Source organism: Kitasatospora misakiensis (assembly GCF_042656005.1).
In the GTDB taxonomy this organism is placed as follows: domain Bacteria; phylum Actinomycetota; class Actinomycetes; order Streptomycetales; family Streptomycetaceae; genus Kitasatospora; species Kitasatospora misakiensis.
Window position 1 is genome coordinate 1 of record NZ_JBHSOF010000036.1, and the last position, 25,137, is coordinate 25,137.

The 25,137-nt window shown below is 72.5% G+C and carries 20 protein-coding genes and 2 pseudogenes; 5 read left to right on the plus strand and 17 right to left on the minus strand.

Features of this window, described 5'->3' with window-relative positions:
• Positions 1–343 precede the first annotated feature (343 nt).
• On the minus strand, positions 344–757 hold the full coding sequence (locus ACFP3U_RS24410; protein WP_380227783.1) for a DUF3151 domain-containing protein: 414 nt from the start codon (positions 755–757) through the stop codon (positions 344–346).
• A 57-nt stretch (positions 758–814) separates the two neighbouring features.
• Positions 815–1,837: a class II fructose-bisphosphate aldolase gene (gene fbaA / locus ACFP3U_RS24415; protein WP_380227784.1), complete on the minus strand. Its 1,023-nt coding sequence runs from the start codon at positions 1,835–1,837 to the stop codon at positions 815–817.
• Between the two features lie 362 nt (positions 1,838–2,199).
• Here fbaA and ACFP3U_RS24420 point away from each other — a divergent pair, with 362 nt between their 5' ends.
• Positions 2,200–2,919, plus strand: a complete 720-nt coding sequence (locus ACFP3U_RS24420; protein ID WP_380227785.1) for a DedA family protein — start codon at positions 2,200–2,202, stop codon at positions 2,917–2,919.
• Positions 2,920–3,025: 106 nt separating this feature from the next.
• On the opposite strand, the gene pyrE is transcribed toward ACFP3U_RS24420, so the two are convergent.
• The 5 genes and pseudogenes from pyrE to ACFP3U_RS24445 all read right to left on the minus strand — a co-directional run.
• The gene (gene pyrE, locus ACFP3U_RS24425; protein WP_380227786.1) at positions 3,026–3,562 is read right to left on the minus strand and encodes an orotate phosphoribosyltransferase; all 537 of its coding nucleotides are present in this window, start codon (positions 3,560–3,562) and stop codon (positions 3,026–3,028) included.
• Between the two features lie 44 nt (positions 3,563–3,606).
• Positions 3,607–4,761 (minus strand): SRPBCC family protein, encoded by a 1,155-nt coding sequence (locus ACFP3U_RS24430; RefSeq protein WP_380227787.1) that lies wholly within the window; start codon positions 4,759–4,761, stop codon positions 3,607–3,609.
• A 163-nt stretch (positions 4,762–4,924) separates the two neighbouring features.
• Positions 4,925–6,574 carry a polyamine aminopropyltransferase gene (locus ACFP3U_RS24435; protein ID WP_380227788.1) on the minus strand — a complete coding sequence of 550 codons (1,650 nt, stop codon included), beginning with the start codon at positions 6,572–6,574 and terminating at the stop codon, positions 4,925–4,927.
• A gap of 136 nt (positions 6,575–6,710) precedes the next feature.
• Positions 6,711–7,238, minus strand: coding sequence for a DUF2617 family protein (locus tag ACFP3U_RS24440; protein ID WP_380227789.1), 528 nt, complete (start codon positions 7,236–7,238; stop codon positions 6,711–6,713).
• Between the two features lie 475 nt (positions 7,239–7,713).
• Positions 7,714–7,983: pseudogene (locus tag ACFP3U_RS24445) on the minus strand (aminotransferase); the annotation flags it as partial.
• 359 nt (positions 7,984–8,342) lie between these two features.
• On the opposite strand from ACFP3U_RS24445, the gene ACFP3U_RS24450 reads away from it, so the two are divergent.
• Positions 8,343–9,266: a hypothetical protein gene (locus ACFP3U_RS24450; RefSeq protein WP_380227790.1), complete on the plus strand. Its 924-nt coding sequence runs from the start codon at positions 8,343–8,345 to the stop codon at positions 9,264–9,266.
• 32 nt (positions 9,267–9,298) lie between these two features.
• On the opposite strand, the gene ACFP3U_RS24455 is transcribed toward ACFP3U_RS24450, so the two are convergent.
• From ACFP3U_RS24455 to ACFP3U_RS24470, 4 genes and pseudogenes are all read right to left on the minus strand, one after another.
• Positions 9,299–10,459, minus strand: coding sequence for a pyridoxal phosphate-dependent aminotransferase (locus ACFP3U_RS24455; RefSeq protein ID WP_380227791.1), 1,161 nt, complete (start codon positions 10,457–10,459; stop codon positions 9,299–9,301).
• Positions 10,460–10,580: 121 nt separating this feature from the next.
• On the minus strand, positions 10,581–11,144 hold the full coding sequence (locus ACFP3U_RS24460; protein WP_380227792.1) for a type III secretion system chaperone family protein: 564 nt from the start codon (positions 11,142–11,144) through the stop codon (positions 10,581–10,583).
• Between the two features lie 272 nt (positions 11,145–11,416).
• Entirely contained in the window at positions 11,417–14,053 is a 2,637-nt protein-coding gene (clpB, locus tag ACFP3U_RS24465) for an ATP-dependent chaperone ClpB (RefSeq protein ID WP_380227793.1), read from the minus strand.
• A gap of 236 nt (positions 14,054–14,289) precedes the next feature.
• A pseudogene (locus ACFP3U_RS24470) lies at positions 14,290–15,186 on the minus strand (LysR family transcriptional regulator); the annotation flags it as partial.
• Positions 15,187–15,257: 71 nt separating this feature from the next.
• Here ACFP3U_RS24470 and ACFP3U_RS24475 point away from each other — a divergent pair.
• Both ACFP3U_RS24475 and ACFP3U_RS24480 read left to right on the plus strand, forming a co-directional pair.
• Positions 15,258–16,364: a TDT family transporter gene (locus ACFP3U_RS24475; protein WP_380227794.1), complete on the plus strand. Its 1,107-nt coding sequence runs from the start codon at positions 15,258–15,260 to the stop codon at positions 16,362–16,364.
• A gap of 610 nt (positions 16,365–16,974) precedes the next feature.
• Positions 16,975–18,009 (plus strand): LuxR C-terminal-related transcriptional regulator, encoded by a 1,035-nt coding sequence (locus ACFP3U_RS24480; protein ID WP_380227795.1) that lies wholly within the window; start codon positions 16,975–16,977, stop codon positions 18,007–18,009.
• 199 nt (positions 18,010–18,208) lie between these two features.
• Here ACFP3U_RS24480 and ACFP3U_RS24485 read toward each other — a convergent pair whose 3' ends face one another.
• A complete protein-coding gene (locus ACFP3U_RS24485; protein WP_051769160.1) occupies positions 18,209–18,835 on the minus strand; it encodes a hypothetical protein in 627 nt (208 codons plus the stop codon).
• Positions 18,836–19,314: 479 nt separating this feature from the next.
• Here ACFP3U_RS24485 and ACFP3U_RS24490 point away from each other — a divergent pair, with 479 nt between their 5' ends.
• Complete coding sequence (locus ACFP3U_RS24490) at positions 19,315–19,551, plus strand: hypothetical protein (protein WP_380227796.1); 237 nt, start codon at positions 19,315–19,317, stop codon at positions 19,549–19,551.
• Here the strand turns inward: ACFP3U_RS24490 and ACFP3U_RS24495 are convergent.
• The 5 genes from ACFP3U_RS24495 to dnaK form a co-directional block, all read right to left on the minus strand.
• Positions 19,533–20,504 carry a hypothetical protein gene (locus tag ACFP3U_RS24495; protein WP_380227797.1) on the minus strand — a complete coding sequence of 324 codons (972 nt, stop codon included), beginning with the start codon at positions 20,502–20,504 and terminating at the stop codon, positions 19,533–19,535. The two genes, ACFP3U_RS24490 and ACFP3U_RS24495, sit on opposite strands and share 19 nt — an antisense overlap.
• A gap of 297 nt (positions 20,505–20,801) precedes the next feature.
• Entirely contained in the window at positions 20,802–21,314 is a 513-nt protein-coding gene (locus ACFP3U_RS24500; protein WP_380227798.1) for a heat shock protein transcriptional repressor HspR, read from the minus strand.
• A 7-nt stretch (positions 21,315–21,321) separates the two neighbouring features.
• On the minus strand, positions 21,322–22,479 hold the full coding sequence (gene dnaJ, locus ACFP3U_RS24505; protein WP_380227799.1) for a molecular chaperone DnaJ: 1,158 nt from the start codon (positions 22,477–22,479) through the stop codon (positions 21,322–21,324).
• Between the two features lie 158 nt (positions 22,480–22,637).
• Positions 22,638–23,282 carry a nucleotide exchange factor GrpE gene (gene grpE, locus ACFP3U_RS24510; protein ID WP_380227800.1) on the minus strand — a complete coding sequence of 215 codons (645 nt, stop codon included), beginning with the start codon at positions 23,280–23,282 and terminating at the stop codon, positions 22,638–22,640.
• Positions 23,279–25,123 carry a molecular chaperone DnaK gene (gene dnaK / locus ACFP3U_RS24515; RefSeq protein ID WP_380227801.1) on the minus strand — a complete coding sequence of 615 codons (1,845 nt, stop codon included), beginning with the start codon at positions 25,121–25,123 and terminating at the stop codon, positions 23,279–23,281. Before dnaK ends, grpE begins: the two co-directional genes overlap by 4 nt.
• Positions 25,124–25,137 lie beyond the last annotated feature (14 nt).

The following is a 25,137-nucleotide window of genomic DNA, read 5'->3' on the forward strand; positions in this document are numbered from 1 at the left end:
CCGCCGTCACCACATAGGCGGTGAACGTCCCGGGACCGCCCGGCCGCCGGGCCGGCCGCCAGGTCCGCCTCCGGCGCGGCGTGCTGGGCGTGGCCCGGGACGTGCGGCGGCGCGGGAACGGCGGGCGGGACTGGCTTCGGGCACGCTGGGGCTTTCTGTCGACCCGTGGGGTCGCGAAATCTCGAACTGACGTGCGCGCCCCCCTGGCGAGCCCACCCTGGCACGGCGGACCGGTGACTGTCCACATACCGGGTATGCACGGAACGGACAAAAACCGCCCCCGGTACCCTTCCGGGCACCGGGGGCGGCGGTTCGCGGGTGGTCCGGTCACCGGGACCGGAGGTCAGCCCAGGGTGGCGGCGGCGGTCGGCGAGCTGTCCCGCAGGAACTGCGCGCAGCGCTCCGCCTCCTCCTTCTCCTCGATCGCGGCGGCGGCCCGGCCGAGCCCGTGCAGCGCCCGCAGGAAGCCGCGGTTCGGCTCGTGCTCCCACGGCACCGGGCCGTGGCCCTTCCAGCCGCTGCGCCGCAGCGCGTCCAGCCCGCGGTGGTAGCCGGTGCGGGCGTAGGCGTAGGACTCCACGACCCGGCCGGCCGCGTAGGCGTCGTCGGCGAGCTGCGCCCAGGCCAAGGAGGAGGTCGGGAACTTCGCCGCGACCTCGGCCGGGGAGGCGCCGCCGGCCAGCAGCTCCAGCGGAGCGGGCTCGGCGGGCAGGTGCGTCGGGGGCGGACCCCCGAGGAGGTTCTCGTGAATGCTCATGCCCCCCAGTGAACCACCGGGGGGCACGGACACCGGACCCTGCCGGGAGCGGGGGCCTTACTTCAGGCGGTTGCCGGCCGAGCGCAGCTGCACGGCGGCCTCGGTGACGCGGGTGGCCATGCCGCCCTCGGCGAGCTTGCCCCAGGTCCGCGGGTCGTAGGTGTTCTTGCGGCCGACCTCGCCGTCGACCTTCAGCACACCGTCGAAGTTCTGGAACATGTGCGCCGCGACCGGGCGGGTGAAGGCGTACTGGGTGTCGGTGTCCAGGTTCATCTTCACGACGCCGTTCTCCAGCGCGATGGCGATCTCCTCGGTGGTCGAGCCCGAGCCGCCGTGGAAGACGAAGTCGAAGGGGTCGGTCTTGCCGTACTGCTTGCCGATCGCGTCCTGGAGCTCGCGGAGCAGCTCCGGCTTCAGCACGACGTTGCCCGGCTTGTAGACGCCGTGCACGTTGCCGAAGGAGGCGGCCAGCAGGTAGCGGCCCTGCTCGCCCAGGCCGAGGGCCTCGGCGGTGCGGACGGCGTCGTTGACGGTGGTGTACAGCTCGTCGTTGATCTCGTGGGTGACGCCGTCCTCCTCGCCACCGGTCGGGGTGATCTCGACCTCAAGGATGATCTTGGCGGCGGCGGCCACGGCGAGCAGCTCCTGGGCGATGGCCAGGTTGTCGCTCAGGGTCTCGGCGGAGCCGTCCCACATGTGCGACTGGAAGAGCGGGTTCCGGCCCTGGGCCACGCGCTCGGCGGAGACCGCCAGCAGCGGGCGGACGTAGCCGTCCAGCTTGTCCTTCGGGCAGTGGTCGGTGTGCAGCGCGACGGTGATGTCGTACTTGGCGGCGACGATGTGCGCGAACTCGGCGAGGGCGACCGCGCCGGTCACCATGTCCTTGCTGTACTGGCCGCCCAGGAACTCCGCGCCGCCGGTCGAGATCTGGATGATGCCGTCGCTCTCGGCCTCGGCGAAGCCGCGCAGCGCGGCGTGCAGGGTCTGCGAGGAGGTCACGTTGATCGCCGGGTAGGCGAACTTGCCCGCCTTGGCCCGGTCCAGCATCTCGTTGTAGATCTCGGGAGTTGCGATGGGCATGCGAATCCGCTCCTGTCGGGTGTGCGGCGCACGGACGGTGCTGTCCGACGCTGTGTACGCCTTTTGACGACTCCGAGGTACCGGGGCCGGTGCGCGGCTCTGCGGTGCGGCTTGACCGGTACCGAGGTTCGAGGCAGCGGCCGCGGTACGGCGATGAGGGTGTTCGCCACCGCGGGCCGGTCGCCGGTGCCATCCTCCCAGAATGCCCACCGCCTCCACCATGCGGCCCGCCTGTCGGGACGGCCTCCCGCGGTGCCCGCCGGGGGAGGCGGCGCTGTGGCGGTGCTGTGCGACGAAAGGATGAGCGGCACTCGCCCCCGGGGGCGAGGCCCGGGCGAGGACGGGCCCGCTATCCTGCGGCCGTGGACTACAACCAGCTGGCCGTCAATCTGCTCGACGCCAAATCACTGATCTCGTCCCTCGGTGCGATCGGGCTGATCGCGATCATCTTCGCCGAGACCGGCCTGCTGGTCGGGTTCTTCTTCCCGGGCGACTCACTGCTCATCATCGCGGGTGTGGCCTCCTCCAGCGCCGCCTCCTCGGTCCTCGGCGAGGGCAGCCGGCTGCCGATCGCGACCCTGCTGATCGGGGCCCCGATCGCGGCGATCGCCGGCGCCCAGCTCGGTCACCAGATCGGGGTGAAGGTCGGACCGCGGATGTTCGACAAGCCCGAGTCGAAGATCTTCAAGCGCGAGTACGTGCTGAAGGCCGAGGAGTACTTCAACCGCTTCGGCCCCGGCAAGGCCGTCGTGCTCGCCCGCTTCATGCCGATCGTCCGGACCTTCCTGAACCCGGTCGCGGGCACCCTGGAGATGCCGGCCAAGACCTTCTTCCTCTGGAACGTGGTCGGCGGCGTCCTGTGGACCGAGTCGATGCTGCTGATCGGCTACTTCTTCGGCGACGCGCTCGCCCCGGTGATCGACAAGTACCTGATCCCGGCCGTGCTGCTGATCGTGCTGCTCTCCATCTCGCCGATGCTGGTCGAGGTGGTGCGGGAGCGCCGGAAGAAGAAGGCCGGCGGGGACGTCGAGGCCGAGAACGAGTCCGTCCAGGCCGGCGGCGGCCGGCACCGGCGCGGCTGAGCCTTCCGCGACTGGCCTTCCGCTCGAAGTAACGGCCGGGGCCGGTGCTGTTTCACGTGAAACAGCACCGGCCCCGGCCGTTCGGTCGTGCGGGGAGGGGCCGGGCTCAGAGGCCCAGGTCCTCCAGGTTGTACGCGGTGACGTACGGCAGGCCCTCGGCCTCGACCGCGGCGGCGCCGCCGCGCTCGACGATCACCGCGACGCCGACCACCTCGGCGCCCGCCTCGCGCAGCGCCTCGACGGCGGTCAGCACCGAGCCGCCGGTGGTGGAGGTGTCCTCGACGGCCAGCACCCGGCGGCCCTTGACCTCCGGGCCCTCGATCCGGCGCTGCAGGCCGTGCGCCTTGCCGGCCTTGCGGACCACGAAGGCGTCCAGCTCACGGCCGCGCGCGGCGGCGGCGTGCAGCATCGCGGCGGCGACCGGGTCGGCACCCAGGGTCAGACCGCCGACGGCGTCGTACTCCAGGTGCGCGGTGGCGTCCAGCATCACCCGGCCGACCAGCGGAGCGGCCTGGCCGTCCAGCGTGATCCGGCGGAGGTCGACGTAGTAGTCGGCCTCCTTGCCGGAGGAGAGGGTGACCTTGCCGTGGACGACGGCCTTGTCCTTGATCTGTGCCAGCAGGGCGTCGCGGTCGTTGCTCATGAGCGTTCAGTCTAGGCCCTGGCCCTGGTCAGAGCATGGGCTGGTCAGTGACGGCGGCGCAGCGCCCTGACCAGCACGACGGTGCCGCCCAGCAGGGCCACCCCGCCGCCGATCATCCACGGGACGGCGTTGCGGCCGCCGACGCCCGGCACCACGATCCCGCCGGCGTCGCCGCCCCAGCGGGAGGCCGCCCGGGCCCGGGCGCTGCGGGCCGGCAGGGCGGGGGCATACGGGCCGCGCGGCGGGGCGTGGTCGACCTCCTCGGCGGAGCGGCCGACGATGCTGCGGCGGACCGGGCCGCCGAGCACCGGCTCCGGCTCGTAGCCGAACGGCGGCTCGGCGGGGAGTTCGGCGGAGACCTCGTGCCCGGTCCCGGCGGCGGGCGTGTCGGCCCCGGCCGCGCCGGCGGCGGGCTCGTCGACGTCGTCGGCGTCGTCCGGGTCGCCGAGCGGGAGGCCGAAGCGCTCGGCGTCGGCGTCGGAGAAGGCGATGAGGTCGGAGAGGTCGTCGTCGAGGTCGTCGCCGGGCTCGTCCTCGCGGTCCTCGTCGAGGCCGTCGTGGCGGTCCTCGTGGCGGTTCTCCAGGAACACCACCGTGGCGGTGTCCTCGGTGTCCTCGGTGTCCTCGACGTCGTCCGCGTCGGTGCCGTCCGGGGCGGTCTCCGTCAGGGCCTCGGAATCGGTGTCGGAGTCGGCGTCGGTCCCGACACCGGCCTCGGAGTCCGCCCCGTTGTCCGGGTCGGCCGCCGCGGCGCCGTCCGGGGAGGTCAGGGCGGTGGCGAAGCGTTCCAGCAGCCGATGCCCGGCGGCGGTGAGCGTCTCGCCGTCGAACTCGGTGAGCCGCCCGGTGGCGCTCAGGTCGCCGGTGAAGCGCACCACCGCGGTGCCCTCCTCGGCGCCGTCGGCGACGCTGATCCGGACGGTGGCGGTGGCCTCGCCGCCGCCGCGCGCCTCCTGGCCCTCGGCGAACGCGGTCAGCACGCCCTCGCGGCCCTCGATCAGCGAGAGCACGCCCTTGTAGGTGATGGTGGAGGTGCCGATCCGCACCTTCAGCCGTCCACCGATCTCCTCCGCCGGACCACTGCCGACGGCGGCCGGTTCGGTGCTGAGCCCCGGCACGGAACGCGCCAGCAGCGCCGGATCCTGCAGGGCCTGCCGGACCTGCCCGGCCGGCATCGGGACGACAACCTCATGCTCCATGCCACGGAGCCTACCGACCGAACCCGCCCCGGGCCCCGCCCTGTCCCCTACCTGCCGCCGCGCCCCACGTTCCGGCGTCGTCGCCCGCTCTTTCCCGGGGAGGGCCGGGGTCGAGCGGGCCGGTGAGTCGGTGCCGGTCGGGGAGTCGGTGCGGGCCGGGGAGTCAGTGCGGGCCGAGCAGGGTGAGCGCGGCAGGCGGTCGGAGCGGCCGGAGCGCGGTGAGCCGGGCGGCGGAGGCGCGCAGCGCGTCCGCGCTGAGGGCGCGGGGCGGCGGGGCGTCCGGGGCGAGGGTGAGCGGCGGCTGGGCGGCCGCGGCGAGCAGGAAGCTCTGGCTGCCCTCCGGCCCCGGGCGGCAGCTGGCCGTCGCGCTGCCCGCGATCGCGTACGGGACGGTCCGCAGCCCGGCGGCCCGCAGGCCCGACTCCACCTGCCACAGGCCCTGCCGCCCGTGCTGCTCGTCGCCGCCGCGCACGGCCAGCCGTCCGCCGGGGGCGAGCAGCCGGGTGGTGAGGCCGTAGAACTCCTGGGAGTGGAACTTCACCGGCCCGCCGTCGGCGGGGGCGGGCAGGTCGGCGAGGACGACGTCGAAGGACTGGCCGGGGGAGGGCCGGACGCCGCGCAGCCAGTCCAGCGGATCGGCCTCGGCGGTGCGCACCCGGGGGTCGTCCAGGGAGTGTCCGGAGAGCGCGGCGAGGCCGGGGTCGGTGCGGGCGAGCCGGGGGAGCGCCGGGTCCGGGTCGACCACCAGCACCGAGCGGACGCCGCTGTGCCGCAGCACCTCCCGCAGCGCGAGCCCGTCCCCGCCGCCGAGCAGCAGCACCCGCCCGTCCGGTCCGGCCGCCATCGCGGGGTGGACGAGCGCCTCGTCGCCCCGGTACGCGTCCGGTCCGCAGACCGCGAGCCGGCCGTCGACGTAGAGCCGGAGCGGGCCCTCGGCCGGGCCGGTGAGCACGATCTCCTGGTCCCGGCTCTGGCTGACGGAGCGGATCTGTCCGCCGTACAGGGCCTGCCGGGCGGCCCGCTCGACCGCGCCGGACCAGGCGGCGGCCGCGGCGAGCAGGGCGAGGACGAGCGCGCAGCCGCCCCAGAGCAGCACCCGCACCCGCGGGGCCGGTTCCTCGCGGAAGAGCCAGAGCACCACGGAGGCCCCGGCGACGGCGTTGACGGCGCCGGTGACCAGCGCGCCGCTGCCGGGGCCGAGGAGGGGCAGGATGAGGAACGGGAAGGCGAGGCCGCCGATCAGCGCGCCCACGTAGTCGGCGGCGAAGAGGTCGGCGACGGCGCGTCCGGCGTCCTCGCGGCGGATCCGCTGGACGAGCGTCATCAGCAGCGGGATCTCGGCGCCGATGAGGACCCCGATGAGGCAGGTCAGCCCGACCATCGCGGCCTGGTAGCGGCCGATCCAGGCCCAACAGGAGTAGAGCACCAGCACGGACAGGCCGCCGGTGAGCGCGAGGGCGCACTCGACCAGGGCGAAGGCGGTGGCGGGCCGGCGGGTGAAGCGCTTGGCGAGCAGGGATCCGAGGCCCATCGCGAACACCATGACGGAGAGCACGAGCGAGGTTTGGGTGACCGAGTCCCCGAGCAGATAGTCGCCGAGGGCCACGAGTTCCAGCTCGTAGACGAGTCCGCAGGCCGCGCAGACGAACGCGGCCAGCAGCACCACCAGCCGGGCGAGCCGGGGGCGGGCGCGCAGCCGGCAGCGACGGCGGGTCGGCAGGGGGCTCAGGCTCCGCCCGGGCCGGGGTGGGCTGCCGTCGTCGAGGTCGAGTCCCGGCTTTACGGGGGGCGGACCGGCCGGATGATTGATCACGAACAAACGCTAGGCGACGTTCGGGACGGACGGCTGCGCCCATTCGACGGACAGGGCGTTATGGCAGGTTGACGAATCGTTCCTGCGTACGAATGAAGGTCGGCGGGCGGGGCTATGGGCGGCTCGGCGGGGTCGGTCATCGGGAGACCACCAGTGAGGACCGGGTGCAGACCAGCCGTCCCTCCTGTGGATAGGCGTGCCAGGTGCGCCAGAGCAGGCGGTCCACGCCGCCCTGGGTGACCAGCGCGGTGAAGGCGCTGGGGTCGCCGGGGAAGACGCCGGCCAGGCCGCGCGGGTGGCCCTCGACCAGGGCCAGCAGCTCCTGCGCGCGGGCGGCGAAGTCGTGCGGCGGGAGCGCCTCGATCCGGGCCGCGAACTCGTACTCCCAGCCGTCGACCTGCTTGGCCACCCGGGCCGGCAGCGGCGTTCGACGGCCGGGTAGGCAGGCCACCGTCTCCAGGCAGTGGCCCGGCCCGGCGGCGATCACCACCTGGTGGGAGGCGCCCAGCAGGCGCAGCTGGAGGGTGCCGGGCGGGCCGGGGTGGCCGGGGCCATCGAGTCTCAGGTCGCGGACCGCGAGGGCGGGCAGCGGTTCGCCGCCCAGGCACCAGGCCAGGTCACCCGCGCGGGTGTCCGTGTAGGAGGTCTGCAAAGTGGTGAGCATGCTCGGCTCCGCGTTTCAGCTCCGTGCGCGCCCTCCGAGCAGCAGCGAGTGGGCCCGGGAAAAGGCGGGGCTGTTCGTGGCTGTGCGGTCCAGGGCGCGGCCGACCGTGGAAGGAAGGATTCCGGCTGGAGATTCAGCAGCAGAGAAGCACGAATACGCCGGGTCCGTCGGTGATTTACCCAACTTTGTCAAGCATTCACCGTTTCGAGCACATCGGCTTCCCTGCTCTGATCGACCCGGTGTGCGACTATGCACCGCGCGCGCCCCTCGCCCCGGTACGCGCGCCGTTCGCGCGGGTCGCACGCCGTTTTCACGACGCGTGCGCCCCCACCCCCAACGCGCCGGGCGCACGGCAACCGGCACCCGCCGGGGCCCTGCCGTACAGGCACGAAGGATTGCCCGGTGGGCAGCAAAAGCAGCCCTCACCAGGAGAGTTGACGAATCGTCAGGACGTACGAGAGGTCCGGCCGATGGGTCAGGGCCGGGAGAGCCGAGCCAGCCGCTCGACGGCCTCCTCCAGGACATCCACCCGCTTGCAGAACGTGAACCGCACGAGGCTCTGGCCGGCCTCGGCGTTGTCGTAGAAGACGGCGTCGGGGATCGCCACGACGCCGCAGCGCCGGGGCAGGTCGCGGCAGAACTCGATGCCGTCCTCCTCACCCAGCAGGGTGATGGAGGTCCCCACGGGCCGGAAGACCCGGAAGCCGCCCGCGGCGAGGCCGTCCGCGAGCAGGTCGGCGCGCCGGTCACCCGGGCCGCTCCGTTTTCGTACATTTATTCGCACGTGACGAAAGACCCCCGACCTACAGATCGCCGTCACCGGGCCAGCCCTCAGCAGGAAGAAGATCGCGGAGAACTCCTTGCCGCCCGTTGAGTGTCAGAGTGGCGGGAGCTCGGTCACCCGACATCCACGCGCAACCCACGACGGCAACCGCACACGGATCCGTCGAAAAACGACAGACCTTGGACCTGATCAAGACCGCTGATGTCAACGCGGCTTGTGTGTCTGGTCGTTGTGGTACGTTCCGTCGCCAAACCGAAAATAGGAGACCCCGGCGGTGCAGCTAACACCCCGGGGTCCGGCACCAGGAGCAGTAACTCCCGATGCGAGTCCATCGTAGCGCCCACATGCGCAACTTCACCGTGCTGCCCAACAGCCTGCTGCAGGATCGACGGCTGTCCTTCACCGCCCGCGGACTGCTCGCGGACCTCCTCTCCCGGCCCGATGGCTGGCGCGAGGACGGCCGGCACATGGCCGACACCAGCCCGCAGGGGCGTGGGGCGATCCGCAAGGCCCTGAAGGAGCTGACCGAGGCCGGGTACTACCGGGTCGAGAAGATTCGCATGCCCGACGGCACCATCCGCACCGAGACCCACGTCTACGACACCCCGCAGTTGGCGGTGCCGGGTACCACCCGTCCGGTCCCCGGTGAGGCGAGCACCGGCTGTGCTGGCGTCCCTCTTGTAAAGAACCGGTACCAAGAACCCTCCCACCCTGCCGAGCAGCCCGAAGGGCGGGAGGAGGGCCACCCCATCGACCAGGAGGCTCCGGTCGCAGCGGACGAACAGGTCCGCGAGGCGGTCGCCACGCTGTTCCGGGTAATCCGCCCCGAACCTCGCCTGCGCCTCGGCGAGGCCGAGGCGCAGGCGCTCGCCCCGCTGGTCGCCCAGTGGCTGGAGCGCGGGTGTACCTCCGCAGACCTCGCCCTGGCCCTGCTGCCCGGTTTGCCCAGCCCGGTGCACTCGGCGGTCGCGGTGCTCCGCAACCGCCTGGAGCGCAAGATGCCACCCGTACCGACCCCTGTGCGCCCAGCAGCGGCCCGGTACGCCGAGTGCGCCAAGTGCCACGACCCGGTGCCCCAGCCGGGCATCTGCCGCCCGTGCGCGGGTCTCCCGGCCCGGACCATCGCGGTCGGTACGGGCGAGGCCGCCACCCGCACCGGTGCGGCCGGAGCCCGAGCAGCGCTGAATGCAGCCAAGGCCAGGCTGGGTGCCAGGCCCGGCGCGCTTACCGCCGCTGCCGGGTAGCGGTGGTAAGCGATGCGTCTCGGCCGGAGCGGTCAGAGCTGCTGGAGCCGCGATACGGCCTCACCGAGAACGTCATCCCGCTTGCAGAACGTGAACCGCACGAGGCTCTGGCCGGCGTCGGCGTTGTCGTAGAAGACGGCGTTGGGGATGGCGACGACGCCGCAGCGCTCGGGGAGGCTTCGGCAGAACTCGATGCCGTCCTTCTCGCCCAGCGGGGTGATGTCGGTGGTGATGAAGTAGGTCCCCGCGGGGCGGAAGACCCGGAAGCCGGCGGCGGCGAGGCCGTCTGTGAGCAGGTCGCGCTTGTGCAGCAGATCGGCCCGGAATCCGTCGAAGTAGCTGTCGGGGAGACGGAGTGCCTCGGCGACGGCGTACTGGAAGGGGCCGGCGCTGACGTAGGTGAGGTACTGCTTGGCGGTGCGGACGGCGGTGACCAGTTCGGGGGCGCCGGTCACCCAGCCGACCTTCCAGCCGGTGAAGGAGAAGGTCTTGCCGGCGGAGGAGATGGAGACGGTGCGCTCGCGCATGCCGGGCAGGGCGGCGATCGGGTGGTGGGCGCCGTCGAAGACCAGGTGTTCGTAGACCTCGTCGGTGACCACCAGGAGGTCGTGCTCGATGGCGAGGTCGGCGATGGCGGCCAGTTCGGTGGGGTCGAGGACCAGGCCGGTGGGGTTGTGCGGGGTGTTGATCAGCAGCAGCCGGGTGCGCGGGGTGATCAGGGCGCGCAGCTCGTCCAGGTCCGGGCGGAAGGACGGTGCGCGGAGGGTGAGCGGGACGCGGGTGGCGCCGGCCATGGCGATGCAGGCGGCGTAGGAGTCGTAGAAGGGCTCGAAGGCGATGACCTCGTCGCCGGGTTCGAGGAGGGCGAGCAGCGCGGCGGCGATGGCCTCGGTGGCGCCGGCGGTGACCAGGATCTCGGTGTCGGGGTCGTAGGTGAGGCCGTAGAAGCGCTGCTGGTGCTCGGCGATCGCGGTGCGCAACTCGGGGACGCCGGGGCCGGGCGGGTACTGGTTGCCGCGGCCGTCGCGCAGTGCGCGGACGGCGGCCTCGCGGACCTCCTCGGGCCCGTCGGTGTCCGGGAAGCCCTGGCCGAGGTTGATCGAGCCGGTGGCGGTGGCCAGCGCGGACATCTCCGCGAAGATCGTCGTGCCGTGCCCGTCCAAGCGGCGGTTCAGCAGCGGCCTCGCACCCATCACGGCTCCTCGACCTCGTCGGCGGTGGTCGGGCCCCATCCTCGGGCCTGGGGGCGGCCGGGGACAAGGAAGGCCCGCCACCGGGTTTGTCGGTGGCGGGCCGGGCGGGGAGTCCCCGGTGTCAGCTCTCGTCCGGGCCGTCGGACGGCTTGCCCTCGCCGTCCTCGCCCTCGATCTCGTCCTGCAGGCCCAGGCGCTCGACCATCCACTGCTCGAAGCCGACCGCGGCCTGGGTCCAGTTGGCCGTGGTGGTGACGAAGTAGTCCAGGTTGACGCCGGTGCCGACGATCATCTGGGCCTCACCGATCAGCCGGACCACGCCGTCCTCGTGGGTGTGGGTGTACACCTTGGGCCACAGGGTCTCGCGGTTCCACTCGTCGATCAGGTCGAGGATCTCGCCCTTCTTCTCCAGCGGGTACGCGCGGTCGTAGAACGCCCGCACCGCGAAGAGCTCCTTCTGCTCGCCGCGGAACATGTAGTAGACGCGGAAGCCCTCCCAGGGGGCGGTGAGGTCGCCCTCCTCGTCCACCACGTGCTTGAGCTGCATCTGGTCGAGCAGCTGGCCCACCAGGGCCTGGTCCGGGACGATGATCGGCGGCGGGCCGGCCGGCCGGCCGCCCTGACCGCCGGGCTGGCCGCCCTGCGGCGCGCCGAAGGACGGGATGGACGACGGGTCGATGCTCATGGGGTCCTCTTCCTCAGTGCACGTGGTGGTCGGCAATGAGAGGCCGCCCTTCCGACTCCATCCTGCCTCATCCGGGGCCCGCCTCACAGAGGTGCCGACAAGCCGGTGCGGCATGGCCGGATCAACGTGCGCCCCCGGGTGGACCGGGGGCGCACCGGCACCGGTCGGGAGGTGCGCCGGGGCTGGTCAGGGGGTGTGCGGGGGGTGTGCGGGGGCCGGCGCCGACCGGTACCGGGGGGCGGTCCGGCCGGTACCAGGGCAGGCGTCGGCGGTCACTTCTCCAGCGGGCCGCGGGCGCGGACGGTGAGGCGGTCGCCCGCCTCGTCCCGCTCGACCAGTACGGTGTCGCCGTCGTGCACCCCGCCCGCCAGGATCGCCCGGGCGAGCTGGTCGCCGATCGCCGACTGCACCAGCCGGCGCAGCGGCCGGGCGCCGTACGCCGGGTCGTAGCCGGTGAGCGCCAGCCAGTCCCGGGCGGCCGCGGAGACCTCCAGGGTGAGCCGGCGGTCGCGCAGGCGGTCGCCGAGCCGGGCCACCTGGAGGTCGACGATCCGGCTCAGCTCGGCGGTGCCGAGCGGCTCGAAGACCACCATGTCGTCCAGCCGGTTGAGGAACTCCGGCTTGAAGGCGGCCCGCACCGACTCCAGCACGAGGTCCTTCTTCCGCTCCTCCGGGGTGGTCGGGTCGACCAGGCTCGGTTCACTGAACGCGTGGCTGCCCAGGTTGGAGGTGAGGATCAGGATCGCGTTGCGGAAGTCCACCGTGTGGCCCTGGCCGTCGGTGAGCCGGCCGTCGTCGAGCACCTGGAGCAGCACGTCGAAGACCTCGGGGTGGGCCTTCTCCACCTCGTCCAGCAGCACCACGCTGTACGGGCGGCGGCGGACCGCCTCGGTGAGCTGGCCGCCCTCCTCGTAGCCGATGTAGCCGGGCGGGGCGCCGACCAGGCGGGAGACCGAGTGCTTCTCGCCGTACTCGCTCATGTCGATGCGGACCATCGCCCGCTCGTCGTCGAAGAGGAAGTCGGCCAGGGCCTTGGCGAGTTCGGTCTTGCCGACGCCGGTGGGGCCGAGGAAGAGGAACGAGCCGGTCGGGCGGTCCGGGTCGGCGATGCCCGAGCGGGTGCGCCGCACGGCATCCGAGACGGCCTGCACGGCCTCCGGCTGACCGATCAGGCGGCGGCCCAACTCCTCCTCCATGCGCAGGAGTTTGGCGCTCTCGCCCTCCATCAGCCGACCGGCCGGGATGCCCGTCCAGGAGGCCACCACATCGGCCACGTCGTCCGGGCCGACCTCCTCCTTGACCATCGAGGCGGAGGCGGACCCAGGCCCGTCATTCGCAGTGGCGGCGCGCTCCTGGGCGTCGGCGAGCTCCTTCTCGGCGGCCGGGATCTCGGCGTACATCAGCTTGGACGCGCGCTCGAAGTCGCCGTCCCGCTGGGCGCGTTCGAGCGCGCCGTGCAGATCGTCCAGCTTCTCCTTGAGCTCGCCGACCCGGTTCAGGCTCTTCTTCTCCTGCTCCCACCGGGCCGTCAGTACGCTCAACTGCTCGTTCTTGTCGGCGAGATCGCGACGGAGCTTGGCCAGCCGGTCGACCGAGGCCGCGTCCGACTCCTTCTCCAGGGCCAGCTCCTCCATCCGCAACCGGTCGACGGAGCGCTGGAGTTCGTCGATCTCGACCGGGGAGGAGTCGATCTCCATCCGCAGCCGGGAGGCCGCCTCGTCGACCAGGTCGATCGCCTTGTCGGGCAGGAAGCGCGAGGTGATGTACCGGTTCGACAGGGTGGCCGCGGCGACCAGCGCGGCGTCCGAGATCTGCACCTTGTGGTGCGCCTCGTACCGGCCCTTGAGGCCGCGCAGGATGGCGATCGAGTCCTCGACGCTGGGCTCGCCGACCAGCACCTGCTGGAAGCGGCGCTCCAGGGCCGGGTCCTTCTCGATCCGCTCGCGGTACTCGTCCAGCGTGGTGGCGCCGACCATCCGCAGCTCGCCGCGGGCCAGCATCGGCTTGAGCATGTTTCCGGCGTCCATCGCGGAGTCGCCGCCGGCGCCCGCGCCGACCATGGTGTGCAGCTCGTCGATGAAGGTGACGACCTGGCCGTCGCTCTGCTTGATGTCGTTCAGGACGGCCTTCAGCCGCTCCTCGAACTCGCCGCGGTACTTGGCGCCGGCCACCATCGCGGAGAGGTCCAGCGCGACCAGGCGCTTGCCGCGCAGCGACTCCGGCACGTCGCCGGCCACGATGCGCTGGGCCAGGCCCTCGACGACGGCGGTCTTGCCGACGCCGGGCTCGCCGATCAGCACCGGGTTGTTCTTGGTCCGGCGGGACAGCACCTGGACCACCCGGCGGATCTCCTGGTCCCGGCCGATCACCGGGTCGAGCTTGCCGTCCCGGGCGGCCTGGGTGAGGTCGGTGCCGTACTTCTCCAGGGCCTTGTAGGTGCCCTCCGGGTCCGGCGAGGTGACCCGGGCGCTGCCGCGGACGTCCTTGAACGCGGCGAGCAGCGCCTTGGCGGTGGCACCCCGGCGGGCCAGCAGCTCGGCGACCGCGCCGCCCTCGGCGGCCAGGCCGACCAGCAGGTGCTCGGTGGAGACGTACTGGTCGTCGAGGTCGTCGGCGCGCTTGCCGGCCTCGGTCAGCACGGCCATGGTGTCGCGGGCCAGCTGCGGCGCGGCCACGGTGGAGCCCGAGGCGCTGGGCAGTCCGGTCAGCTGCTGGCGGGCCTCGGTGTCGATCCGGGACGCGTCCGCGCCGACCGCCTCCAGCAGCGGCCTGGCGATGCCCTCGGGCTGCTCCAGCAGGGCGATCAGGATGTGCACCGGCTTGACGTCCGGGTTGCCGGAGGCCCCGGCCTGCCGGATCGCGGCGGACAGGGCGTCCTGCGTCTTGGTGGTGAACTTGCTGGCGTCCACTGCTGGGGGGTCCTCCCTCGTCGAGCTGATGTCTGCTCTCTACAGCATGCACTAAGTTGAGTCTATTCCGCTCAACTTTTGCGTGAACGATCGGGGCGGGCCCGCAGGACGGGCCGTTCGGTCCGCGAGGACGCCCCGGAACCGCCCGCGCCGGAGGCCCCGGTGGGCTGCCGGGCCGTCCTCGGCGGGAGGGTCCGGGCCTGGGCCATCCGCGCCTGGTGGGTCCCGGCCGTCCGCCGGGTCAGCGCCAGCAGCTCCCGGGCCGGCCCGGTCGGCCGCTGCCCCGACGGCCAGACCGCCCGCAGCGGCCGCCGCAGATCCAGCTCCGCCGCCAGCTCGACCGCCACCAGCCGCCGGGTCGCCAACTCCTCGACCACCGCCAGCTCGCTCAGGCAGACCGGCCCGGCGCCGGTCATCGCCGCCGCCTTCAGCGCCGTCGAGGAGGCCAGCTCCAGCCGTGGCGCCGCGGCTCCCCCGTACGGCGCCAGCGCCATCTCCAGCACCTCCCTGGTCCCCGACCCCGGCTCGCGCAGCACCAGCGGGGTGCCCGCCAGCTCCTTCCCGGAGAGCGGCGAGCGGCGCCGCGCCCACGGGTGGTCCGGCGCCACCACGACCACCAGCCGGTCCGCCGCCACCACCGCCCCCGACAGTCCGGCGGGCGGCAGCGGCCCCTCGACGAAGCCGAGGTCGGCCTCCTGGGCCAGCACGTGACCGGCCACGTCCGCCGAGTTCGCGGTGCGCAGCGTCACCGCCGTCCCCGGACTGGTCGCGTGCAGCGCCAGCAGCCAGCCCGGCATCAGGTACTCGGCGACGGTCAGGCTGGCCACCACGGTCAGCCGGGCGTCCCGGCGCTCGCGCAGCGCGTCGATCCCGGCGTCCAGCGCCTGGGCCGCCTCCACCACCTGCCGGGCCCACTCGACCACCAGCCGGCCGGCCTCGGTGGGCCGGGAGCCGCGCGGCGAGCGCTCCAGCAGCGGTACGCCGATCTGCCGCTCCATGCCCTTGATCCGGGCGCTCGCGGTCGGCTGGCTCACCCCGAGTTCGGCGGCGGCCCGGCCGACACTGCCGAGCCGGGCCACCGCGAGCAGCAGCTCCAGCGCACCGAGCTCGGGGACGCGCGGAGAGAGGGCCATAGGTTCAGGCTATGCCCTCATAGAGCGGGCGGCGCTACCGGCCGCCGCCGCCCCGGGGGACGGTGGGTGTCATGGCCACCCTGCTCAGCACCGTCCCCCGCCCGTCCACCCGCGTCCGCCGCCTCGACCTCGCCCAGCTCAGCCCGAACTGGTACGCGGTGGTCATGGGGACGGCGATCGTGGCCAACGGCGCGGTCGCCCTTCCGGTCAGATGGCCCGGCCTGCTCGGCTTCGCCGAGCTGATGTGGGCGCTCGGGCTGGCCGGTCTGCTGGTGCTGGGCGCCGCTCGGGTGGTCCACCTCACCCGGTACCGCGAGGCCGCCCGCGAGCACCTGCTGGAGAACCCGGCCACCGCCGTCTTCTACGGCTGTCCGCCGATGGCGCTGCTCGCGGTGGGCCTCGGCACCCTGACCGTCGGCTCCCGGGCCATCGGCACCGGCCCGGCCGTCGCGATCGACCTCGTGCTCTGGACGGCGGGCACGGTGTACGCGCTGGCCGTCGCGGTCGGCATCCCCTACCTGATGATCACCCGGCACGAGGTGTCCCCGCTCGCGGCCAACCCGACCTGGCTGCTGCCCGTGGTCGCCCCGCTGGTCGCCTCCGCCGCCGGCCCGGCGCTCGTCCCGCACCTGCCGGCCGGCGCCGCCCGGGAGGCCCTGCTGTACGGCTGCGCGACGCTGTTCGGGATCGGGCTGCTGGCCACCCTGGCGCTGCTGCCGGTGGTGCTCACCGGCCTGGCGCACAGCAAGCTGCCCACCCTGGCGCTCACCCCCACGCTGTTCCTGGTGCTCGGCCCGCTCGGCCAGTCCACCACCGCCGTCCACCAGCTCGCCGACGCCGCCGGCCCGGTCCTGCCCGAGCTCGCCCCCGCGACGCGCGCCCTCGCCGAGCTGTACGGCGTGGCCGTGCTCGGTGTCGCGATGCTCTGGCTGCTGCTCGCCCTGGCCGCCAACCTGCGGGCCCGGCGGGCCGGGATGTCGTTCGCGATGACCTGGTGGGCGTTCACCTTCCCGGTCGGCACCTGCGTCACCGGGGCGGCCGCGCTCGCCCGGCACACCGGGTTCGCCGGGTTCACCGGGCTCGCCGTCGGCCTGTTCGGGCTGCTGCTGGCGGGCTGGGCGATCGCGGCGGGCGGTACGGTCGCCGCGCTGGCCGGCGGGCGGCTGCTGGCCCGCTGAGGAGCGCCGCGCGCCCGGCCCGCCGTACCGGACGGCGCTGAGGACCTGGGGCGCGCCCCGCTTCCGGAGTCCGCGCGTCCGCCGCCGACCGGCCGGGCGGTCGGCGGCCCGTCACTCCACCTCGCTGACCTGGGCTTTCGCAGGAACCGGAAGCGGTCCGCACGGGTGCGGCCCGGCGCACCCGTGCAGGTTCCTGCAATTGCGAGAACATGCAGCAGGGCGGCACTTGTTCACCGGCCGTCACACTGTGAGGGTGGGAGTCACGCCAGGTCGTCCGGGCCATCGCAGCCCGATGACGGTGACTTGCTCTTCATTGCTGGATGCGTCCGGCACGTCCGCACGTGCCTGCATATCGGGGGGAAGAGCGCCGGCCGGGACCCATGTGTGGTGATGGCTCCCGGGACCGGAGCCGGCGAGGCGTTGCTGCTCCGCCTCGCCGGAAGTGCCGGGACCGTGGCGTACACCGGCGGCCCCCCGGACCCGCGTGCGACGGCACCCGAGGTCCGGGGGACCGTCGGTCGCCCTAGTACGGTGAGCACCGCCGCCACCGCGCGCGGCGCGCGCGAGGAGCACCACACACCCGAGAGACATCCGGCAGGGAGCGTTCGACGTGACGTTCGAAGCGGCGGCGGATCCGACGGCCGCCCCGGGCGGGGCCCCCGGCGGCGCCGGCGCGATCGGCGCTGGAACGACCGCCGGCGCACCCGACGAGGCCGCCCGCCGCCTCTACCTCGCGATCCTCGCCGACGGTGGCCGCATCCGGGTCGCCGACGTCCCCGAAACCGACCGGGACGCCGTCCGCCGACTGGTCGCCATCGGCCTGCTGATGACCAACCCGATAGACGCCTGCTACACCGCCGTCAGCCCCCGCTCGGTCAGCGACCGCCTCGGCGCGGAGCTCCGCAGCGAGGCCACCCGCCTGCTGGTCCGCGCCGAGAACCTCCCCGGCACCCTGGACGCCCTCACCCGCGCCTACGACGCGATGCCCCGCCCGCCCGAGCGCTCCGGCGGCGCCGTCTACATCGAGGGCCACATCCACATCCGGCAGCGGATCTCCCAGCTGGTGTCCGACTGCCGCACCGAGGTCCTCACCGCCCAGCCCGGCGCCCGGCCCGCCGACGCCCTCAAGATCGCGATCCAGCAGGACGTCCAGCTCCTCCAGCGGGGCTGCTCGCTGCGCACCATCTACCAGCCCGTCGCGATGTCCGAACCCGCCGCCCTCGCCTACGCCGAGGAGGTCACCCGGCGCGGCTCGCTGATCCGGATCCTGGACGAGCCCATCCAGCGGCTGATGATCTTCGACCGCTCGGTCGCCGTCATCTCCGCCACCGACGACCACAGCACCGCCGCGTTCATCTCCGACCCGGCCGGGATCGCCTTCATCGTCAACGCCTTCGAACGCGACTGGTCCCGCGCCGACGCCACCGACTGGTCCGCCGCCCTCCGCCAGGGCCCCGCGCACAGCGCTCCCGAACGCGTCGGCCGGCTCCTCGCCCGCGGCCTCACCCAGCGCGCCGTCGCCACCCGCCTGGGCCTGAGCGAACGCACCGTCGCCGCGCACATCTCCCGCCTGCGCGACCGCTACGGCGCCCAGACCCTCTTTCAGCTCGGCTGGATGATGCGGGGCGACCGCGGTGACGGCTGACCCCGCCGGTTGCCGACCGCCGACCGCGGTGACGGCTGACCCGGCCGGTCGCCGACCGCCGACCGCGCGGCGCCGGCGGTCGGCGGAAACGTCAACCGGCCTGTGCTCCCGGCCGGTTGGACCGGGCGGGAGCACAGGCCGGTTGGGCGCGTCGACCCCGCGGGGGCCCGGGCGGGGGAACCCGGTGCCTGAACCGCGGTCAGCCGGTGGCCGCGCCGGTGGGCCAGTAGCCGGCCGGACCGACGGCCGGGGGCTGCTGACGGGGGACGGTGAACTGCTCGCCGGGGGCGGTCCAGAAGCCCTCGCGCAGGGAGAGCGCCATACCGGCCCAGTCGAGGGCGGTCTCCACGGTGTGGTGGAGCGCCTCCTGGGACCAGGTGTCGTCGAAGACCAGCGGCAGGACGGGGGCGACCTGCTCGATGGTGGCGATCAGCGGGTTGTGGGTGATGGCCTCGTCGACGAGCAGGACGATCGGCTTGCGCAGCGCCGACGCCCAGCCCAGCTCCAGGCTGACGCCGGCGGAGAGCGGCGCGCCCACGTAGGCGAAGACCAGGTCGGCGGACTGCAGCGCGCGGAAGTCCGAGGGCACCCGGGGCTCGGGGGCGCGCCCGGCGACGGTCCAGGCGTCGCTGTGGTGGGCGCTGTACACGGCGGCGCCACTACGGAGGAGGGTGGTGCGCAGGGTCGTCAGCCGCGTCCGGCTGGCGAGCGTCACCACACTGTCGGCCGGCCCGGTCAACCGCATCAGCGGCGCGGCCAGGAAGACTCGTGCACGCCGACCCTCATGGGCCTGGCTGTCGTGGTGACGCAGGTAGGGCTCGGTCATTGTCGACTCCGGGGGAATGACCGACCAGGAGAATTTTTCAAGTCCCCCTGGACGATGTGGTGTTGGAGGAGGGCCTCGCACGACTGAAGCTGACGGCGGTGCGATAGGGCCCGTGGTCCGGCCGCGGTGCGGAACGCTGGTGCTGCCCGGCGCATGGTTGATGGGGTGTGCACTGATCGTCTCGGGTGAGGCGGGCGACAGTCCACGTGTGAAGGGTGTCATCTCCGTGTCTGGCAGACAGATGACACCGTGACCACCTCTGGCGGGCAGGTTCACGCCATGGGTTTCGGCAGGGAGTGTCATATTTCTGCCTGGCATCAGGATGACAGTCCCAGGAGTGGACAAATGTTTGCACAGGCAGGGCTGCGCAGGCTTTGATGTCTTGCGCATCTCCCACACGCTTCGCCGCACCACCGGACCGTACGGGTCCACTCATGGACATGGTCGGTTATAGCAGATACATGACAAGGAGTCGTGACATGCGTCGTGCACCGCGCATCCTGATCCGTGCCTTGGCGGTGGTCGCGATCACTGCTGCGGTCCCGATGGTGTCTTCTCCCGAGGACTGGGGCTGGCAGACGCAGCACCGCGAGGGCGGTGCCGTCGCGACCTCGCAGGCCATGGCCAACGACTGGGGTTGGAGCGCCCCGGCCCCGAACACGACGGCCGCCGTCGTGCCGGCCGCGCCGCAGCCCATTCAGGACTGGGGCTGGTGAACCGGATCGCCGCCCTCCAGCCCCGGGAATGACGCGTCGTCCGCCGCGATGAGGTGCGGTGGGTGCTGAGCCATCCGCCAGCCCAGCTGGAAGAGCGTCTCGGAGTCGTACTCCTCGCGGAACTCCGCGATGTGCCGGGCGAGCGTCCGCTCGCTGATGCCGAGGCTCCGGGCGATCACGCGGTGCCCCACGCCCTGGATCATCATGCGGAGGATCTTCGTGCGCAGGCGTGAGATGACCTCCTGGGGCACCTCGGTCGCCCCGGGGAAGGGTATCGAGCGTATCCACAGGCCCTCGAACGAGTCGATCAGGTAGCTGATCACCGCGGGGTCCCGGACTATGGCCGCTTTCGCGTTGTCGTCCTGCGCCGGGATCACCGCGACCTCGCGGTCGACGATGATGAGGCGTTTGAAGGGTTCGGCGAGCGTCCTGACCTCGGCGCCGTGCTCGGTGATCCGCTCGACGTATTGCCGGGTGGGAGCCGCATAACGGGCGCTCGGTTGGTAAATGGTCCGCCGCTGGACGCCCCTGTGCAACAACGCGATGTCGCGTTCCACAATTCGCTGAATGATGGCCAGCGGGCGGCTTCCGCCGGGTTGTGCGGTGAGCACTTCCTTTGCCGCGTTCTCCACCAGGGATTCGATCTGCTGGTTGATTTCCGGAACGCCGAGCGCGTATTCGATGGGACCGCCGGGCTCGGTTCTGTGGTTCATCGAGCCATAGGCGTGCGAGAGGTCCTGGAACGCCTTCGGAGCGGCCGAGGACCTCATCAGGAGATGCAGGGCCTGTTCCTGCCACTGGCCGACCAGGCGTCCGGCTATCCGGGAGGGATCGGCGACCGTCATCGTCGACGGGTCGTCGACGTCGGGAATCAGCAGGCCGAACTCGAGGAGTTCGGCGCGGGGCACGGCGATGCTGGGATCGGTCGAGGCCAGCCGGCCCCCGTTCGCCACCGCTCGGAGGTAGAGCGTGCGCGCCTCCTCGGAGAGGATGCTCGTGGACGCTCCCCCAGGCTCCGTCCCACTCGTAGCGTTCATCTGCGACCTTTCAACCGTCCCGGCCCGACGGCGACGACCCCCTGTGACAGGGCGCTCGTCAGGATCCTTGTTCGATGGCCGCAGTCGGGCGCGAGTTCACCGGTGAGCACTCTACGCATGACGCGCAGCTGTCGGCACCCCTCGATGGACGGGGTGCCGACAGCGGCGTACAGAGCGCGGGGCCGGGGATCCGGCGGCGAGATCCGGCGGGGCTCAGCGCTTGGGGCGCCAGACCACGAGGGCGCTGGAGTGGGGGGTGGGCGGCTGGTACGGGACGAGGTCGCGGCGGTACGAGGCGTGGATGGTGGCCTCGCGCTGCTGGAGGGCGGTGGCGGCGCCCTCCAGGGAGTCGACCAGCTCGGAGACGCGGGCCTGGAGGGCGGCGACCTGGTTCTCCAGCTCGATGATCCGCTTGATGCCCGCCAGGTTGATGCCCTCGTCCTGGGAGAGCCGCTGGACCTCGCGCAACTGCTGGATGTCGCGCGCGGAGTAGCGGCGCCCACGGCCGGCGGTGCGGTCCGGGCAGACCAGGCCGAGCCGGTCGTACTGACGGAGGGTCTGCGGGTGCAGCCCGGAGAGCTCGGCGGCCACCGAGATCACGTAGACCGGGGTCTCCTCGGTGAGCACGTACTGGGGCTGCGGCGCGGTCCGGCGGGGGGCGCGGCGGGCGCCGCCACCGGGCAGACCGTCGCCGAGACCGGGGCCGATGGGTTCGTCGGGGATCATCTGGTCGTCACGCTCCCTTCGCCGCTCTGAAGAGGGCGGCTCGTGGGTCGTCGGAGGCGGTCGCCTCGCGGTACTGCTCCAGGGCGGCCAGCGCGTCGCCGGTGACGTTCTGGGGCACCACGACCTCCACGGTGACGAGGAGGTCGCCGCGGGTGCCGTCCTTGCGGGTGGCGCCCTTGCCACGGGCCCGCAGGGTCAGGCCGTTCGCGCTGCCCGGGGGCAGCTTGAGCTTCACCGACGGGCCGTTCAGGGTCGGCACCTCGATGGTGCCGCCGAGGGCGGCCTCGGGGAAGCTGACCGGGACGGTCACGGTCAGGTTGTCGCCCTTGCGGCCGAAGACGGGGTGCGGGTCGACGTGCACGGTGACGTAGAGGTCGCCGGGCTGGCCGCCGCGCTCGCCCTGGGCGCCCTTGCCCTTGAGCCGGATCCGCTGGGCGTCCTGGACGCCGGCCGGGATCCGGACCTGCATGGTGCGGGCGGAGCTGGCCCGGCCGCTGCCGTGGCAGTCGGGGCACGGGTCGTCGACGATCATGCCTCGGCCGCGGCAGTCCCGGCAGGGCTCGGAGAGCGCGAAGGCGCCCTGGCCGCGGCTGACGGTGCCGGAGCCGACACAGGTCGGGCAGACCCGCGGGGTGGTGCCGGACTTGGCGCCGGTGCCGTTGCAGAGGCGGCAGGGGGCCTGGCTGGTCATCCGCAGCGGGACGGTGGCGCCGTCGACGGCCTCCTCGAAGGAGAGCGTCACCTCGGTCTCGACATCGGTGCCGCGTCGCGGCTGGGCCTGCCGGCCGCCGCGGTTGAACAGCCCGCCGAAGACGTCGCCGAGCCCGCCGCCGCCCTGGCCGCCGCCCTGGCTGCCGCTGAACAGGTCGCCGAAGTCGAAGCTGTAGCTGCCGGGGCCACCGGGGCCGCCGGCCCGGAAGCCGCCGTTGGCGAAGAGGCTGCGGGCCTCGTCGTACTCCTTGCGGCGCTTCTCGTCGGAGAGGACGTCGTACGCCTCGGAGATGTCCTTGAACCGCTCCTCGGCCTTGGCGTCGCCCTTGTTGGCGTCGGGGTGGAACTCGCGCGCCAGCTTGCGGTAGGTCTTCTTGATCTCTGTGGCGTTGGCGTCCTTGGGCACACCGAGGACCTTGTAGTAGTCCTTCTCCACGTAGTCCTTGCCGCTCATGGCCGGCGCCACCTCCCGAGGTCCATCGTCACAGTGCTGTCAACGGGTGGGACCCGGCCACTGGTGCCGGGGCACGTCGACAGCGCGCTGCGGAGCCGGCCGCCGTACTGGCCGGCGTACGACTCCGCAGCGCGAGGGTTGTCAGCTGTCACCGCTGGTCAGCTGTCCGAGCCACCGTCGGCCTGGTCCTTCTTCTCCCCGCCCTTGGCGGCGTCGGCGTCCGGGGCGGCCGTGGTCTGGGTGCCCGGCTGGGGCTCCGCGACCGCGACCATCGCCGGGCGGATGATCCGCTCGCCGATCCGGTAACCGGGCTGGAGGATCTGGACGCAGGTGTCCTCGGTGACCTCCGACGAGTAGCTGTGCATCAGCGCCTCGTGCATGGTCGGGTCGAAGGGCTCGCCCTCCTTGCCGAACTGCTGGAGGCCCAGCTTGGCGACGACCGTCTCCAGCGACTCGGCCACGGACTTGAAGCCGCCCGTCACCTCGCCGTGCTCACGGGCCCGGCCGATGTCGTCCAGCACCGGGATCAGCGACTCCAGGATGTTGGAGACGGCGATCTCGCGGACCGTCAGCCGGTCGCGCTCGACCCGCTTGCGGTAGTTCTGGTACTCGGCCTGGAGGCGCTGGAGGTCGGCCGTGCGCTCGGCCAGCTCGCGCTTGGCCGAGGCGAGGTCGTCCGAGCCGGCGCCCTCGGCACCGGTCGCGGCGGCCTCCTCGGCCGCCTTGCCCCGAGCGCCGTCGACAGCGGCCTCCTCGGCGGCGGAGTCGTCGCCGGGCTTGGCACCCTGCGGCTTCTCCGTCATGCGGCACTGCCCTTGGGCTTCTCGTCGTCCACGATCTCGGCGTCGACGACGTCGTCGTCCTTGGCACCGGCGTCACCGGCCGCACCCGCACCGGCGGCACCGGCGGCGTCGGCGTTGGCGTAGAGCGCCTGGCCGAGCTTCTGGGCGGTGGTGGAGACCTTCTCCGAGGCCTCGCGGATCGCCGCGATGTCCTCGCCCTTCAGGGCCTCCTTGAGCTCGCCGATGGCGGTCTCGACCTCGGTCTTGACGTCGGCCGGGAGCTTGTCGGAGTTGTCGGCGATGAACTTCTCGGTCGAGTAGACGAGCTGCTCGGCCTGGTTGCGGGTCTCCACGGCCTCGCGGCGCTTGTGGTCCTCCTCCGCGTACTGCTCGGCCTCGCGCATCATGCGCTCGATGTCGTCCTTCGGCAGCGCGGAGCCGCCGGTGACGGTCATCTTCTGCTCCTTGCCGGTGCCGAGGTCCTTGGCGCCGACGTGCATGATGCCGTTGGCGTCGATGTCGAAGGTGACCTCGATCTGGGGCAGGCCGCGCGGGGCCGGCGGCAGGCCGGTCAGCTCGAACATGCCGAGCTTCTTGTTGTACGCGGCGATCTCGCGCTCGCCCTGGTAGACCTGGATCTGCACGGACGGCTGGTTGTCCTCGGCCGTGGTGAAGATCTCGGAGCGCTTGGTCGGGATCGTGGTGTTGCGCTCGATCAGCTTGGTCATGATGCCGCCCTTGGTCTCGATGCCGAGGGACAGCGGGGTGACGTCGAGCAGCAGGACGTCCTTGACCTCGCCCTTGAGGACACCGGCCTGGAGCGCGGCGCCGATGGCGACGACCTCGTCCGGGTTGACGCCCTTGTTGGCGTCCTTGCCGCCGGTCAGCTCGCGGACGAGCTCGGCGACGGCCGGCATACGGGTCGAGCCGCCGACGAGGACGACGTGGTCGATCTCGGAGAGGGCGATGCCCGCGTCCTTGATGACGTTGTGGAACGGGACCTTGCAGCGCTCCAGCAGGTCCGAGGTGAGCTGCTGGAACTGGGCGCGGGTGAGCTTCTCGTCCAGGTGCAGCGGGCCCTCGGCGGAGGCCGTGATGTAGGGCAGGTTGATCGAGGTCTCGGAGGACGAGGACAGCTCGATCTTGGCCTTCTCGGCGGCCTCGCGCAGACGCTGCAGGGCCATCTTGTCCTTGGACAGGTCGACGCCGTGGCCGGCCTGGAAGACCTTCACCAGGTGGTCGACGACCTTCTGGTCCCAGTCGTCGCCGCCGAGGTGGTTGTCACCGTTGGTGGCCTTCACCTCGACGACGCCGTCGCCGATCTCCAGCAGCGAGACGTCGAAGGTGCCGCCGCCGAGGTCGAAGACCAGGATGGTCTGGTCGTCCTTGTCCAGGCCGTAGGCCAGGGCGGCCGCGGTCGGCTCGTTGACGATGCGCAGGACGTTGAGGCCCGCGATCTCACCGGCCTCCTTGGTGGCCTGGCGCTCGGAGTCCGAGAAGTACGCCGGGACGGTGATGACGGCGTCGGTGACGGTCTCGCCCAGGTAGGCCTCGGCGTCCCGCTTCAGCTTCTGCAGCACGAAGGCGCTGATCTGCTGGGGGTTGAAGTCCTTGCCGTCCAGGCCGATCTTCCAGCTGGTGCCCATGTGGCGCTTGACCGAGCGGATGGTGCGGTCCACGTTGGTGACCGCCTGGCGCTTGGCCACCTCGCCGACGAGCACCTCGCCGTTCTTGGCGAAGGCGACGACGGACGGCGTGGTCCGAGCGCCCTCGGCGTTCGTGATGACGGTGGGCTCGCCACCCTCCAGAACGCTGACGACCGAGTTCGTCGTACCGAGGTCGATGCCGACCGCGCGTGCCATCGTAGATACCTCCA

Coding starts and splice junctions, on each gene's coding strand:
- ACFP3U_RS24410 (WP_380227783.1), bottom strand. CDS start 757: ATGAGCATTCACGAGAACCTCCTCGGGGGTCCGCCCCCGACGCACCTG.
- fbaA (WP_380227784.1), bottom strand. CDS start 1,837: ATGCCCATCGCAACTCCCGAGATCTACAACGAGATGCTGGACCGGGCC.
- pyrE (WP_380227786.1), bottom strand. CDS start 3,562: ATGAGCAACGACCGCGACGCCCTGCTGGCACAGATCAAGGACAAGGCC.
- ACFP3U_RS24430 (WP_380227787.1), bottom strand. CDS start 4,761: ATGGAGCATGAGGTTGTCGTCCCGATGCCGGCCGGGCAGGTCCGGCAG.
- ACFP3U_RS24440 (WP_380227789.1), bottom strand. CDS start 7,238: ATGCTCACCACTTTGCAGACCTCCTACACGGACACCCGCGCGGGTGAC.
- ACFP3U_RS24450 (WP_380227790.1), top strand. CDS start 8,343: ATGCGAGTCCATCGTAGCGCCCACATGCGCAACTTCACCGTGCTGCCC.
- ACFP3U_RS24455 (WP_380227791.1), bottom strand. CDS start 10,459: ATGGGTGCGAGGCCGCTGCTGAACCGCCGCTTGGACGGGCACGGCACG.
- ACFP3U_RS24460 (WP_380227792.1), bottom strand. CDS start 11,144: ATGAGCATCGACCCGTCGTCCATCCCGTCCTTCGGCGCGCCGCAGGGC.
- ACFP3U_RS24475 (WP_380227794.1), top strand. CDS start 15,258: ATGGCCACCCTGCTCAGCACCGTCCCCCGCCCGTCCACCCGCGTCCGC.
- ACFP3U_RS24485 (WP_051769160.1), bottom strand. CDS start 18,835: ATGACCGAGCCCTACCTGCGTCACCACGACAGCCAGGCCCATGAGGGT.
- ACFP3U_RS24490 (WP_380227796.1), top strand. CDS start 19,315: ATGCGTCGTGCACCGCGCATCCTGATCCGTGCCTTGGCGGTGGTCGCG.
- ACFP3U_RS24500 (WP_380227798.1), bottom strand. CDS start 21,314: ATGATCCCCGACGAACCCATCGGCCCCGGTCTCGGCGACGGTCTGCCC.
- dnaJ (WP_380227799.1), bottom strand. CDS start 22,479: ATGAGCGGCAAGGACTACGTGGAGAAGGACTACTACAAGGTCCTCGGT.
- grpE (WP_380227800.1), bottom strand. CDS start 23,282: ATGACGGAGAAGCCGCAGGGTGCCAAGCCCGGCGACGACTCCGCCGCC.
- dnaK (WP_380227801.1), bottom strand. CDS start 25,123: ATGGCACGCGCGGTCGGCATCGACCTCGGTACGACGAACTCGGTCGTC.